This window comes from Peribacillus psychrosaccharolyticus ATCC 23296 (assembly GCF_000305495.1).
In the GTDB taxonomy this organism is placed as follows: Bacteria; Bacillota; Bacilli; order Bacillales; family DSM-1321; genus Peribacillus; species Peribacillus psychrosaccharolyticus.
Genome location: NZ_AJTN02000036.1, coordinates 1 through 12,997 on the forward strand (window position 1 = coordinate 1; position 12,997 = coordinate 12,997).

15 protein-coding genes and 2 pseudogenes are annotated in these 12,997 nt (G+C 35.5%); 7 read left to right on the forward strand and 10 right to left on the reverse strand.

Annotation, left to right across the window (positions count from 1 at the left end; all coding sequences use genetic code 11):
- Window positions 1–134 precede the first annotated feature (134 nt).
- From WYK_RS04185 to WYK_RS04195, 3 genes are all read right to left on the reverse strand, one after another.
- The gene (locus tag WYK_RS04185) at window positions 135–689 is read right to left on the reverse strand and encodes a hypothetical protein (RefSeq protein WP_040373346.1); all 555 of its coding nucleotides are present in this window, start codon (window positions 687–689) and stop codon (window positions 135–137) included.
- Window positions 690–727: 38 nt separating this feature from the next.
- The gene (locus WYK_RS04190; protein WP_040373347.1) at window positions 728–1,033 is read right to left on the reverse strand and encodes a hypothetical protein; all 306 of its coding nucleotides are present in this window, start codon (window positions 1,031–1,033) and stop codon (window positions 728–730) included.
- A 74-nt stretch (window positions 1,034–1,107) separates the two neighbouring features.
- Window positions 1,108–1,368 carry a hypothetical protein gene (locus WYK_RS04195; RefSeq protein ID WP_040373348.1) on the reverse strand — a complete coding sequence of 87 codons (261 nt, stop codon included), beginning with the start codon at window positions 1,366–1,368 and terminating at the stop codon, window positions 1,108–1,110.
- 244 nt (window positions 1,369–1,612) lie between these two features.
- Between WYK_RS04195 and WYK_RS04200 the strand changes: the two are divergent.
- The 3 genes and pseudogenes from WYK_RS04200 to WYK_RS04210 form a co-directional block, all read left to right on the forward strand.
- Window positions 1,613–1,918 (forward strand): annotated as a pseudogene (locus WYK_RS04200) (helix-turn-helix domain-containing protein); the annotation flags it as partial.
- A gap of 63 nt (window positions 1,919–1,981) precedes the next feature.
- Complete coding sequence (locus WYK_RS04205; protein WP_040373349.1) at window positions 1,982–2,944, forward strand: helix-turn-helix transcriptional regulator; 963 nt, start codon at window positions 1,982–1,984, stop codon at window positions 2,942–2,944.
- 73 nt (window positions 2,945–3,017) lie between these two features.
- Entirely contained in the window at window positions 3,018–3,650 is a 633-nt protein-coding gene (locus tag WYK_RS04210) for a type 1 glutamine amidotransferase family protein (protein ID WP_040373350.1), read from the forward strand.
- 198 nt (window positions 3,651–3,848) lie between these two features.
- Here the strand turns inward: WYK_RS04210 and WYK_RS04215 are convergent, their stop codons facing one another.
- The 6 genes and pseudogenes from WYK_RS04215 to WYK_RS04240 form a co-directional block, all read right to left on the reverse strand.
- A complete protein-coding gene (locus tag WYK_RS04215; protein WP_040373351.1) occupies window positions 3,849–4,121 on the reverse strand; it encodes an HU family DNA-binding protein in 273 nt (90 codons plus the stop codon).
- A 96-nt stretch (window positions 4,122–4,217) separates the two neighbouring features.
- Window positions 4,218–4,622: a restriction endonuclease gene (locus WYK_RS26255; protein WP_081704752.1), complete on the reverse strand. Its 405-nt coding sequence runs from the start codon at window positions 4,620–4,622 to the stop codon at window positions 4,218–4,220.
- A 130-nt stretch (window positions 4,623–4,752) separates the two neighbouring features.
- The gene (locus WYK_RS24800; protein ID WP_235782436.1) at window positions 4,753–4,899 is read right to left on the reverse strand and encodes a hypothetical protein; all 147 of its coding nucleotides are present in this window, start codon (window positions 4,897–4,899) and stop codon (window positions 4,753–4,755) included.
- A gap of 20 nt (window positions 4,900–4,919) precedes the next feature.
- A pseudogene (locus tag WYK_RS04230) lies at window positions 4,920–5,802 on the reverse strand (ISL3 family transposase); the annotation flags it as partial.
- Window positions 5,802–6,197 (reverse strand): hypothetical protein, encoded by a 396-nt coding sequence (locus tag WYK_RS04235; protein WP_161629100.1) that lies wholly within the window; start codon window positions 6,195–6,197, stop codon window positions 5,802–5,804. The gene WYK_RS04235 and the pseudogene WYK_RS04230, both read right to left, overlap by 1 nt.
- Before the next feature lie 267 nt (window positions 6,198–6,464).
- Complete coding sequence (locus WYK_RS04240; protein WP_040373354.1) at window positions 6,465–7,427, reverse strand: helix-turn-helix transcriptional regulator; 963 nt, start codon at window positions 7,425–7,427, stop codon at window positions 6,465–6,467.
- A 108-nt stretch (window positions 7,428–7,535) separates the two neighbouring features.
- On the opposite strand from WYK_RS04240, the gene WYK_RS04245 reads away from it, so the two are divergent.
- The 4 genes from WYK_RS04245 to WYK_RS04260 all read left to right on the forward strand — a co-directional run bounded on the left by WYK_RS04245 (window position 7,536) and on the right by WYK_RS04260 (window position 11,679).
- Window positions 7,536–8,015, forward strand: a complete 480-nt coding sequence (locus tag WYK_RS04245) for a GyrI-like domain-containing protein (protein ID WP_040373355.1) — start codon at window positions 7,536–7,538, stop codon at window positions 8,013–8,015.
- Window positions 8,016–8,037: 22 nt separating this feature from the next.
- Window positions 8,038–8,502, forward strand: coding sequence for a hypothetical protein (locus WYK_RS04250; protein WP_040373360.1), 465 nt, complete (start codon window positions 8,038–8,040; stop codon window positions 8,500–8,502).
- Window positions 8,503–9,115: 613 nt separating this feature from the next.
- A complete protein-coding gene (locus WYK_RS04255) occupies window positions 9,116–10,210 on the forward strand; it encodes a CotS family spore coat protein (RefSeq protein WP_040373356.1) in 1,095 nt (364 codons plus the stop codon).
- Between the two features lie 2 nt (window positions 10,211–10,212).
- Complete coding sequence (locus WYK_RS04260) at window positions 10,213–11,679, forward strand: glycosyltransferase family 4 protein (RefSeq protein WP_081704754.1); 1,467 nt, start codon at window positions 10,213–10,215, stop codon at window positions 11,677–11,679.
- A 563-nt stretch (window positions 11,680–12,242) separates the two neighbouring features.
- Here the strand turns inward: WYK_RS04260 and WYK_RS04265 are convergent.
- Window positions 12,243–12,788: a recombinase family protein gene (locus WYK_RS04265; RefSeq protein WP_040373357.1), complete on the reverse strand. Its 546-nt coding sequence runs from the start codon at window positions 12,786–12,788 to the stop codon at window positions 12,243–12,245.
- Window positions 12,789–12,997: the final 209 nt, after the last annotated feature.

The window sequence follows — 12,997 nt, forward strand, 5'->3', positions numbered from 1 at the left end:
ATATCACTTCTGAAGAAATAGTCAACAAATTGAAGGAAACATACAAAAAACCCAATGACTGAAAGTCCTCGGTTTAGTTTGCTAGCCTATTCATTATGTCAGTTGTAATGACGTACAATGCTATGTCTCATTTATCACCACTCATTAGGATATACAGCTATGTTTTCATCTGCGAATTTCTCATTGAATATGATTTCATAACCAGTCCCAAATTTAAACTCTTCTATTCTTGCACCCTCAAATGAAACTCCAATTCCCTGTTCAATCTCTTCTATAGAAGATTTACTCTCAATTTGCATATGAGCTATTTTTCCATCAAAGAATACTACGTTTGCATAATCAAAGAAATCACTACTAACATAACTAAAGGTATCAGCATTGATAATAGTTCCATCCTTTAATTCATACTTACCATTAGGAAACTTTTCTTCTGATTCTTGTGTAAACATTGCATTAAAGTCATCAGCAGTTACATTATCGTTAGTTTTCACAGCAATAGATACTTCTTCTAATTCAAATTTAACAGGTTCTTCAACTTCTTCTTCATCAATTTCTACTTTAGGTTCCGATACTTTTTCTACCGCTGTTTTTTCTTCTTTATTGCCATCTTCTCTTGAATTATCGCCACAGCCTTGTAATACAGCCAATGATATAGCTAAAGGTAAGATTACTATTAATTTTTTATACATACAATCCGCTCCTAACTAGCTTATATACACTCATATGGCTACTCTAGCACAGGTGACAAAATGTATTGATCAGCAACTACGTCTAGATTTTTAGAAGAAAAATTGTCCCATTCAATTGACTCAGCAGTTTCTTTTGACATTTGAATCTTATCAACCGTTTCAACAGTTTTCTTACCTTTTACATGAACGAGTGTAGCTTCCCAGAAATAAGTAATTTCATTTACTTCTTTGATTTTAAATACCTTTTTCAATGAATTTGTAGTTTCAAAGTCTGCTGCTGATTTAGTGATATTGTCTTGTTGAACACGAACAAGTACGATTTTTCCCCCATCGTTCTTCCCCATATCTTCGTTAATTTCTACTCTATACTTTTCTCCCAGACGAGGCTTAGCAGCTTTTTTAATTTTACTATTAACACTTACCTTCTTTGGTTTTTCCTTTTTTTTTCCGTCTCTTTTACTTCAGACTTCGCAACTGGTTCAACAGGGGTAGTGCTAGTAGTAGTGCTTTTTTCAGTTGTTCCAATAGTACCTACAACTATAAACATTAATACTAAACTCCCTATGCTATACAACACATAACGCTTTGCTTTACCTGTTTTTTTAACTACTGCAATTACAAACATAACTATGAATACCATCATACATACCCATAATAATACTAATAATAATGATGCCATTACTTCATATCCCTCTTTTTATAAGCTACTACTATTGTACTATTAATCCAATATTTAACAATCATCAGTTGGTAAGTTTGACGCTTACTTTATGTGCAACTTTTCATTTAATGACGTTTGCTCTCACAATGTGCACAACTCTAAGAAAGATATGATGGTCAATAATAAGATAAAATCTTCTTTTATCAGCGGTGTAAGACTATTTCATGCTTATCTTGTGTGCAACTTTGAATTCATGTAACATTTATTAGATACATGGCTAGATTTATCAGAAGATAATCCCTACAGCCAATTCTTAATTACGGTTATGGCGGGTGTAAACCAATTAGAACGTGTTCTTATCCGTATGCGGCAGCGTGAAGGAATTGAACTGGCTAAGAAAGAAGGAAAGTTTAAAGGTCGGTTAAAGAAGTACCATAAAAATCATGCAGGAATGAATTATGCAGTAAAGCTTTATAAAGAGGGAGATATGACTGTAAATCAAATTTGTGAAATTACAAATGTGTCTAGGGCCTCATTATATAGAAAGCTATCGGAAAGGAACAGTTGATGAGTTATACAAAAAATCGGAAATATATAATAGAAAATAAATTTCATATAGAGGTGGAATTATATGCCTAAAATTGACAATATGCTAGCAATTTTATGGATGCTTCGTTCAGGTGAAAAAATTACTGCAAAACAAATTTCAGAAAAGTTAGAGATGAATATAAGGACTGTGTATCGTTATATTGATACAATTTCAACAAGTGGCGTACCTATAATTTCAGAACCAGGACATAACGGTGGATACACTTTATTGAACAATTTTATTGAGGCTCCTCTCTTTTTTGATTTTGAGGAGCAAACTTCACTATTTCACGCTGCTGTTTTTGCAGAAGAAGCCGGATATTATGGAGGTGAAGCACTAAATAGGGCCATTTCAAAACTAAGTAAATATTCAAATCAAGAGCAGGAAACAAAGATAAACCAACATTTAACTAGTCTTGAAGTAATAAGTCGATTAAGTTCACTCTCTATGGAACCTATTTTGAAGGAGTTGGAGCAGGCCGTAGCTGATGGGTACTCAGTAAAAATTCTTTACCATAAAAGTGGTGAAAAGCAATTAAATTATCGATTGGTCGATCCGTACAGAATTATCTATTGGAATAATAAGTGGTATGTGATTGGATTTTGTCATCTTAGGAATGATATCCGTAGTTTTAGAGTAGATCGAATTGAAAGTCTAATGCTAACCGAAAATAAGTTTAACCGGCCAGAAAATTTTTCAGCACGTGACTTTTTTATAAATAGTCTTCTTCCAACTATAGAAGATAAGGAAGGGATTATTTCTTTGGTTATTAATGGGGATAAAAGTGTATTGACTGATATTTGCCAACATTGGTTTTTAGGACATTATTTACAAGAACGGACTTCAAATCAAGCAGTTTTTCTTCTTGAAAAAGATATGATACATACATATGTACCTTATTTACTTTTACCGTACAATAAATCTATTAAAGTTATTGAGCCAATAAGTCTTAAGAAAAGACTTATTGAAGTTCTGTCGGAGTTAATAAAATTTCATCAAGTATGATAACTTCCCTGACGTTAACTGTCAGGGAAGTTATATTATAATTGCTATATCAATTGTGATTGGAGTGTTTTGGATGCAAACAAAAAAAGTTTTTCTATATGTATTTAATACAATGTCGGACTGGGAATATGGATATTTAATTGCTGAACTAAACTCAGGAAGATATTTCAAAAAAGATTTAGCACCTTTAAAAGTAGTTACAGTAGGAGCTAATAAAGAAATGATTACTACTATGGGAGGACTGAACATAAAACCAGATATTTCCCTTGATGAATGTACTCTTGAGAGTAAAGATCTTTTAATTTTACCAGGAGGGACTACTTGGAGTGAAGAAATTCATCAACCTATCTTGGAAAGAATTGGCCAAGCTTTAAAGCTTGGCACTATTGTTGCTGCAATTTGTGGTGCAACTGAGGGCCTCGCGAATATGGGATACTTAGATACTAGAAAGCATACAAGTAATAACTTAGAATATACTAAAATGGTATGTCCTAACTATAAAGGAGAAAAGTTCTATGAATTGGGATCTGCGGTATCTGATGCGAATTTAGTTACTGCATCAGGAATAGCTCCTCTGGAATTTGCAATGGAGGTACTGAAAAAAATAGATGTATTTAAACCAGATGCATTACATTCATGGTATAACCTAAATAAGACTCATAAACCTGAATACTTCTTCCAGTTAATGAATTCAATAAATAAATGAAGTAACTGAAAAGCTCAATTTCTCTATTTTGATTTGTAGAGAAGTTGGGCTTTTTAATTTGGAATTTCTCCCTTATCGTTGTAAATCCGCATTTTCCGGATGCTACCCCTTACTGAAAAATACATTGAATCAGAACGCTACCCCTTATACAAAAAAGAACGTCCAATTAGTTTTTAATACCTTAATTGGACGTTTCTTTTATTTTACAGCTTCTTTCAATTCTTTCCCTGGCTTAAAGGCTGGTAGTTTAGAAGCGGCAATCTGAATTTCTTCTCCAGTTTGCGGGTTTCTACCTTTTCTAGCTGCTCTTTCACGCACCTCAAATGTACCAAAGCCTACTAATTGAATTTTTTCATTATTAGCTAGCGTAGTAGCGATTGTTTCAAGTAAAGCATCGACCGCTTTTTTAGAGTCTGCTTTTGATAATTCGGCTTGTGTAGCCACGCTATTTACTAAGTCTGTCTTATTCATAATTAAAACGCCTCTTCTCTAACAGTATATGTAGAAATATAAACATATCATATCAAGTATGTAGATGCCACTAAAATAAGAACAATTGTTTCTATATCACTCATTAAAGAAATCCCTAATTTTATCTTTCAATATATTCCGACCCCATAATACAACACCATTGGAGGTTGATAATTCCCTAGCACTATCCGTAAAATAATTGTTAGTAAGGACAATAGCCTTAACTAATTTATAATGGGCTTCCCCTGCAGCAACCACTGCCTTATTAGATACCGTGTTAGAATAGCATTTAACTTGTATACCCAAACTAAGCCCATTCATAGAAACAAGCTTTAAACTCCTATAATATTTAGGAATCACTGGCCTATGTGTGCCAAGCTCATTGAAAGTACACACAGCCTTTTCAACAGAAAATGTGGATTGTCTCTTATTGACTATCCAGCAGCATATCTTTATGTCATCCCTGATCCCATGATTGAAAAAATGGAGTTTATCATACATTTAGGTATGTACGCACAAAAAAAGTAATATTAACAATCACATTACTTTAAGAATCTAACATATTTAATTCTCTCTATTAATCGTAACAAGTCATCTCTAAAGAATGCAGATAACCACCAATGGGATTTATTTAGATTTCCAAGCTTGTTTGTATTTCTTTTATTAGCCGTTCCGCAGCTTCACGGCTTACGATGAATGAACCGTTATCTAATTTAAGGTTATTATCAGACGTTTCGCCAGTAATTTGGCATGTCATGTCTGGGATGTATTTTTTCAAGATAATCAGATCTTCTTCCACTCTACCTGTCTAATAATGTTATTAATTGACTCCGTATAAGCGTTAGTGAGCCTTTTATCAAAGTAGTTAAATATTTCTTCTTGCCAGTTGTCTACGGCTCTCACAAGGTCTTTATAAGCGTCTTTATAGTTATTGCACATACAACGGTGTCTCCATTAATTATAACGAAGTAGACCTTCATCTGGATCAGGAGTATCCCAAATCCAGTAAAACTCTTCTTTGAGTTCATAGTCTTCTTTCAAAGCAGGAAGATTACCTAACCAAGTCCTCTAAGAGGAATAATTCACGTTCATTTAGATCGTGTTTACGCTTTAGAAGGATAAACCTTTCACGCATAAGGGTACGTCTTTCTTTTTGGCTCATTTGGGCTTTCAAAGACTTTCTGACGTTATCTAAGGCTTGATTAGCCATTCTAACTACATGGAACTTATCTACCACAACTTTAGCGTGTGGAAGGACAGTGTTCACTGCGTCTTTGTAGGGCTTCCACATATCCATTGTGACGTACTCATTATAAGTCTTGTCACTGATTTCTGAAAGACGTTGGATGACTGTTTCCTTGTTACGGTTAGGCTTTATGTCATAGATAGTCCTGTGTTCAACATTAGTCAACACAAGCCGAGGTTTACGAATAATATGTATCTCGTCTATCCCAAGCCATTTAGGAGTCTCAAACTGGTATTCACGTTCTTTGAGTGCCACATAATCCTTAAAGACGTTCCTAATGGTTTTCTCGTCAACACCAACGCTTTCTGCGACTTCTACAAAGGTCTTAGACATGGATTGCTCTTGAATGGACTTTAAAAGCCTTTTGGTCATAATACGCTTTTCATCAACGGATATTAGGCGTTCCCAGAAGGTAGACCCACATTCTAAACATTTTATTTTCTTTTGCGATATGTTTCTGTAATTTGCACTAATTCACTAATTAGTTTTTCTCCTTCATCTATGATTTCAATTAGGTCTGCCTTTGAATAAACTAATCCTTCAGAAAGTAGTTCAAGTATAAAATTCGGATATTGTGCTTTCCCTATAAATTTCTTAGTTATATATTGACTTCCAATTTCAAGAAGTATTAACCCATCCCCCGGTTTTTTTATAACAGCTGACGCTCTTTCACATAACATAGTGGATAGTAACTCTAACGCTTCACTACTCAAAGCATTTTCTTCTTTATCTTTTTTAAGTATTTCAGCGAAGAAAGAGGACATTAGTTCAATTTCTGCTCTTTCTATTGGCCTATTGTTAGGGAGTTTTCCCATACTCACCATAGACATTGTACTTTATTTTTTTAACTTTTAACTCTATTTTTCTGTTTACTATCACTTGTGGTACGGTTCACCGTAACGTATCTAAATGAGATTTAACCTTTGTTTACAAAATGGACTAAATAGAAATTAAATAAAGAATTGTACTGATAAAATACTATTACCCTCTTATAGTATTATCAAGATTCAGAAACCTCTATCTCTTGTGGGTGTGCAAATAGAGGGGGAACTGGCAACTGGTCAAACTCAAAATTTAGAGGATTTAATTGGCACTGTTTATGGGCAGTATAGGAATAATCTCTCTTGTAAACCTTCTAAGACTTCTTCTGGCACTTCCCTGACCTTGATATCCCCACCTAGGAAAAGTAGCCAATTTGTTATTTCGGTCAATTCTTCTGAATTATTGACATTGATAAAAGTCTTTAGAATGGCTGTGGTTTGGTAAGGATTCGTATAGGAAATTGAAACTTTTAAAGGATGGTATTTTTTAAACTGGGAAATAGCCTTTGGACCAAATTCAAGCACAAGGTTTATTACTTCTTCCTGCTTTCTTAGTTTTTCTAAAATTTTTTTCTTACTTAATCTTTTTTCCATAGGGTAAGGTTTGACATTTGTGAGATTGTCGACAGGGAAAATCATCCTCTTTTCATCCTTTAAATCAAAGCCAACAATCAGCCAACTGCCTTTTTCACGATAAAGGTGCAAGAGAACAATTGGATAAGAATTGATTATCTTCTCTTCTTGGATGGTAATCAATACATAGCGATCCGAAAGAAGGATTTGGATGAGTTTTTCTAACATAGGATGGGGTTGGTCTGACAGTTCAAGCAGGTCGGGATTATTGGGGTTGGTCCCTTCAAAAAGCAAGATTTGATTTAAAAGAACAAGGTCATCTTGCTGGTTTTCTGAAATGAGGCCCAGCAATTTTTCAGCTAAAGACTGACGGCTCTTTAGATATGGGAGTTGTTGATTTCTTGTGGCCATAAAGGCAATAAAGAGAGCTTTAATCTCATTATCGGTAAAGCGGACAGTGGACAGGACAGAATTGTTCATGACAAAATAACCCCCATCCCTTCCAACTTCAGCGACAAGCGGCATCCCCATGGCTTCAATTTCTCTGATATCTCTAATAGCTGTCGAACGAGAGATGTTAAATTCTTGCATGATCTCAGAAATTGTAAAGTGGGATCGGTTGTTGATATACCTCATGATGATATTAATCCGTTCAACTTTTTTCATCTGGACCTCCTAAACAGTATCATTTTTTGACATGATTAAAGATTATTATAAACTTACCAAGTGAAAAGACAACTCATTTGATAAATTTTAAAAAAGGAAGGTTTGAATATGACAAATTATACTCTAGAAGAAAAAGAAAGCTTTACCGTTTTAGGTATCGGAACTGAGCTTAAGAGCGACTACACAGACTATGCTGGCATAAACAAGGAAAAGTCAGACTTTTGGTCGGCCGTCAAACAAGATGGAAGGCTCGACATGTTAAAAGCCGTAGCCACAAATGATTACATTTTTGTCGTGAATGAAGCGGTGAATAACAAGATGATGCATTATGCTGGCGTCATGACAGAGGCATCATTACCAGAAGCATCTAGAGTGATTCAATTTCCTAAAGGAGAATACCTGGTTGTAAAAGGGGAAGCAGAGACGTCTGAACAGTTGAGTAATATGCTTACTGGCATTGCCTTTGGGCAAGTCTTGCCAGAAGCAAAGAATTTTGCCTATGTTGGCGGGCCAAATGCATCGGTTGAGATGGGGCAACGAAACGGCTTAGTATTTGGTGAAATGTGGATTCCTGTTGTTAGCAAATAAAGAAAGAAAAGGAGGGATGAAATTGTCCTATACCGTTGATTTTAAAAATGTGTCTACGGTTGGTTTAGGTTCCTCACCCGTAGCAGAAGCACTTGCTGGTTTACGTGCTAATGAAGCTCGTTACTTTATGAACAAATACAAGCATGAATTTACGGCGGTACCAGCTAGCGAAAGCCAGGAGACCCTTGATTATGTGAATCGAATTTTGAAAGAAGAACGTAATCTTGAGTTTGCGGCCAAACCTTTAGAAACGTCGCGTTTTCAAGTGGAAAATATCAAATTTGCCTACGTCTTTTATGAGGATGGTCTTGGGGTCAACGTCATGTATACGGTTGATGACCCTAAGAAGCGGGCCGTTGGTTTTAAGCTTTCTGAGTGGATGGAGGTACCAAAGGAGTTAGAAGGTAAGTTTAAGTTTGCTAGGCAGAAGTCTAAACTAGCTGGAACAATTCGGGGCTCGTTTTTTGTCATTAAAGGAGAATATTAAAGTAAGCATAAGCGAGTAGAGAAATTCAGCCCTTCTTTTTCTTCATTTGGATAAGAAAATCCTAATTGAACAAAACAGCATCTCTCTATCAAATTAGAGGGTGCTGTTTCTTTTTTCGCAAAATCCTCATTTACTTATGATACGGTTCACCGTAATGTCTCTAAATGAGTTAGCTAGTTGAGAAGTTAACAGGTTCACTACTGACATGATTATCTCTCATTTATCAAATTTGTTTTTTGTATTTAATTTATCACATATAATCCGACACCATTATGTCTGGAACACCTCATATTTTCCTTTTAGTAAAATCTCCAAAATTACAATATCTCACTTACTTATGAACGAACCCCGAAGCAAATCAAATAAATCTACAACTATATAGCCCTTATATCGGAACAGGCTCTTTGTTAAAATGGCGTATTTCCGTTCTATCAAAGCATTTTTTCTTTTAATTTTTCAACTCGAATCCGCTTATGGCCTGTACATTCTTGTACATTAAGCATATTAATAAAAAGTATCTAGAGCTTTGTTAAATGAGTTTGATATTTTTCAAATAGCCCTTCATTAATAATCTGTAAAGGTATAAGTTGCTCGGGAAGGGAGAAATGTTACATTGGAGAATCAAGTTATTTTACCGTGGGAAGTGGACGAACTAACTCATGGAGAATTTTATGTTCCAGATTATATCAATGATATAGGATTGGAAGTTCTTAAACAATACAATTTAAAAGTTAATAGCATGCAAGTAGTTACAACAAAGCCTGACAAGGGTGGGTCTATTTGGAAGTTGGAGACTAGTTCAGGACCAAAAAGTTTTAAGCTTCTCCATCGAAGACCTACAAGAAGTATGTTTAGTCTTGGTGCCCAGAGATATTTGGTAGAGGTAAAAAAAGCAAGGGTACCAGGGATTATCACAACCAAATCAGGAGAGGATTATGTACAGGCCGGAGGAAAGTTGTGGTTTGTTGCGGAATGGATTGAACCACTAACTCCTGTAACTAAGGATTTAGAAGGCGCAAAACAACTTTGCTATGCACTTGGTGAATTTCATCGATTAAGTCAGGAATATGTACCTCCTGCTGGAGCTGAAGTTGCATCGAGATTGTATAAATGGCCAAAAAGCTATCAAAAAATCGTAACGAAAATGGATTGGTTCCGAACCGTAGCACATGCTTATAGTTCAATGCCTGCAAGTCAGGACCTATTAAATGTTGTCGATCTATTTCAAGAACAAGCAAAGAGAAGTGTCGAAGCACTTAATCAGTCACAATATCCCGAACTAGTAAAACTTGGAAATGAAAATTGGGGGTTAGTACATCAGGATTACGGCTGGTCAAATGGGCAAATGGGACCGAATGATATGTGGATTATTGACCTAGACGGAGTGGCATATGATCTTCCAATACGTGACTTAAGGAAATTGATTACAGGTACCATGGCAGATTTATATAGATGGGATGTAACATGGATGCGTGAAATGATTCAAGCTTATCACGAAGCAAATCCAATCAGTCCAGAACTATATGACATCTTAATGATTGATATGTCACTTCCTAATGAATTTTATAAAAATGTTAAAGAAGTACTATATGAACCAGAAATATTTTTAAATGAATCAACCTCTCAACTAATTAGAACAATTGTCGATACTGACCAATCCAAGTGGCCGGCATTAAAAGAAATTCAAAACGATTGGAGAAATAAGTAATCATGAATATTTTAATGATAGCTACTGAAAAACTTCCTGTACCGCCTGTCCTGGGAGGGGCAATTCAAACGTATATTTCTGGAAGCCTACCATACCTAGCAAAGTTGTATAATATTACTGTTTTAGGAATAACGGACCCATCGCTTCCTAATGAAGAAATCAAAGATGGAATTAAATATGTTCGGGTACCAGGAAAATTATTAGCACTCTATCAACAAGGAATCGTTCAATTTTTAGCCTCCAATTCTTTTGACATTATTCATATCTTTAATCGTCCTCGTCTTGTAATGGCGATTCGAAGTATTGCACCTCAATCCAAAATTATCCTTAGCATGCACAATGATATGTTCAATCTCGATAAAATCGAACCAAATGAAGCAAATTCTGCAATAAATGAAGTCTCTATGATCGTTACAGTCAGTAACTATGTGGGGAATGTCATCCGAAACCTCTATCCTCAGGCATCGTCAAAGCTCCGAACTATTTATTCAGGCGTTGATTCTGAAAGATTTTTACCTGGTAATCATTCCAAAATGGAATCTATTCGAAATCGACTTCGCAAAGAACATGGCTTAGAAGATAAGAATGTTATCCTATTTGCAGGAAGACTTTCCGAAAACAAAGGAGTAGATCGTTTAATTCGGTCATTACAGCTGCTTTCAAAAAAATTCAAAAACTTAGCCTTAGTTGTAGTAGGAAGTAATTGGTTTAGTCAGAACAAAGTAACCGATTATGTAGCCTATGTTCGATCTTTAGCCAAACAACAAGTCGTTCCTGTTGTGACAACAGGCTTTGTATCACCAGCTGATATTCAAAATTGGTTTGCGGCTGCCGATTTATTTGTTTGTACTTCCCTTTGGCAAGAACCACTAGCACGAGTTCATTACGAAGCAATGGCTGCCGGCCTTCCTATTGTGACAACGGCAAGAGGAGGAAACCCAGAGGTAATTAGTATAGGGGAAAATGGCTTTGTAGTCGAAAATCCAGAAGACCCAGCAAATTTTGCAGAAAAGATTTCTGAATTATTATCAAATAAATCATTAATGCAAAGTATGGGGAAACGAGGAAGAGAACTCGCTGTAAGCAATTATAACTGGTCTCGAGTAGCACATGAAATTATGGAAGTTTGGGGGCTTACACTGCAAATGCCTCTTCCTACACCGCTGCCAGATGGATATGTAGCCCCAGAAGTAAAAAGTTTCCAAAATATTATTCCTCCAAATAGCGAATATGGAGAAGTACTCGTTAGTAATCAAACAAGCACTCTTTTCACAGATGAATCGATTGATGAAAAAGAGAAAAAGAGGGAGAAAAAGCAGTACAAAGATAAAGACAAAAAAGATAAAGACAAAAAGAAGGATAAGGATAAAGAATCTAAGAGGAGTGAACTAAAAGGTAAAAAAGATAAAGAGGATAAGAAAAAATATTCAAAAGGTAAAAAACAAAAGAAGAATAAAAAAACTGACTGATCATATTAATAATTCAATTGATGTAGCTACGCCTCTAAAAAATCCGGACACTTTGTCGAAAGGAGCCGACTTAATTACCATCATCCCCCCATCTCTTAAAGGAAAAATAGTTTCCTCAAATTTTTAAAGGGAATACTTTTCAAGACTTTAGTTTATAAATGCATAGGCAAAAGGGGCTGTATACTAGTCATAGAATAACTTTTTGGACAGCCCTTTATGACCAAACTTTCTAGATTTTTATCATTTTACTTATGATACGGTTCACCTTGATTAATCCTTAAATTAACGCTTTATTACAATTCTCTAGTATAACCTGTTATAGTCTGAAACAATGTCTCCCTCTTGCAAAGTAGAGTTCCAATTACCTGTATCCCTAACGTAATCGGACAATGCCACCCTTTAATCGTAACGAGTACTACATTACTTTCTTTAAATAAAAGATTATATGCTTTCAAGTAGTTACTATTTTTCCGTGTTTCTTCTATTATATAGTGCTTTACTGATTGCTAACCATCATTCTTCGGTTACGTACCTTCTTCGGCCAAAAGTAGAGCAATAGGTAATTATTTTCTTTTAGCCCTTATAAGCGTACTCTTAGAAATGCCTGTCATGTTTTCTACTTGTTTATAGGAATTAGACTCTAATAATTGTAGAGCATGTTCTATCTGTTTCTTACTAAATTTTTTAGGCCTGCCTTCTCTAAAATCCTCACGCAGTTTCGCAATAGCTTTCCCTTCTTGAGTACGCTCCACGATCATATCCCGTTCAAACTCTGCGAAAGCACTCATCACACTAAATATCAGTTTTCCTGTGGGTGTATTCTCTACGAGACCCATATTCAATATATGTACCTTAACTCCTTTTTCAAACAATGACTTTATGGTCTTAAGCGCATCCACCGTTGACCGTGCAAATCGATCCAGCTTGGTAACGACCAGGGTGTCCCCCACTTGCAGCAAAGAAAGTAATTCTTGAAATTGTGGCCGATCAGATTTAGTACCGGTGAACTTCTCGGAGTAAATTTTTTCGCATCCTTCTTTTTCTAATGCTTGAAGTTGTGCTGCTAAATCCTGGCTGACTGTACTTACCCTTGCATACCCGTATTTCATGTTCTATTTCCCCTTTTTAAGTCACATTTATAACCCTAAGTTATGACACCTGTCTATCTACTGATGTTACTATACTAAAAAAAGGGGGTCAAATCTTTTGAGAATTGAATAACCCACTCCATTTTAAAAATGGATTGGGTTATTCCAAATTTATCTCATGGCAAGTTCAGCCATCCTCAGCGACACTACATTCGACGATCAAACTTCCA

Coding starts and splice junctions, on each gene's coding strand:
- WYK_RS04185 (WP_040373346.1), bottom strand. CDS start 689: ATGTATAAAAAATTAATAGTAATCTTACCTTTAGCTATATCATTGGCT.
- WYK_RS04190 (WP_040373347.1), bottom strand. CDS start 1,033: ATGGGGAAGAACGATGGGGGAAAAATCGTACTTGTTCGTGTTCAACAA.
- WYK_RS04195 (WP_040373348.1), bottom strand. CDS start 1,368: ATGGCATCATTATTATTAGTATTATTATGGGTATGTATGATGGTATTC.
- WYK_RS04205 (WP_040373349.1), top strand. CDS start 1,982: ATGCCTAAAATTGACAATATGCTAGCAATTTTATGGATGCTTCGTTCA.
- WYK_RS04210 (WP_040373350.1), top strand. CDS start 3,018: ATGCAAACAAAAAAAGTTTTTCTATATGTATTTAATACAATGTCGGAC.
- WYK_RS04215 (WP_040373351.1), bottom strand. CDS start 4,121: ATGAATAAGACAGACTTAGTAAATAGCGTGGCTACACAAGCCGAATTA.
- WYK_RS26255 (WP_081704752.1), bottom strand. CDS start 4,622: ATGTATGATAAACTCCATTTTTTCAATCATGGGATCAGGGATGACATA.
- WYK_RS04235 (WP_161629100.1), bottom strand. CDS start 6,197: ATGTCTATGGTGAGTATGGGAAAACTCCCTAACAATAGGCCAATAGAA.
- WYK_RS04240 (WP_040373354.1), bottom strand. CDS start 7,427: ATGAAAAAAGTTGAACGGATTAATATCATCATGAGGTATATCAACAAC.
- WYK_RS04245 (WP_040373355.1), top strand. CDS start 7,536: ATGACAAATTATACTCTAGAAGAAAAAGAAAGCTTTACCGTTTTAGGT.
- WYK_RS04260 (WP_081704754.1), top strand. CDS start 10,213: ATGAATATTTTAATGATAGCTACTGAAAAACTTCCTGTACCGCCTGTC.
- WYK_RS04265 (WP_040373357.1), bottom strand. CDS start 12,788: ATGAAATACGGGTATGCAAGGGTAAGTACAGTCAGCCAGGATTTAGCA.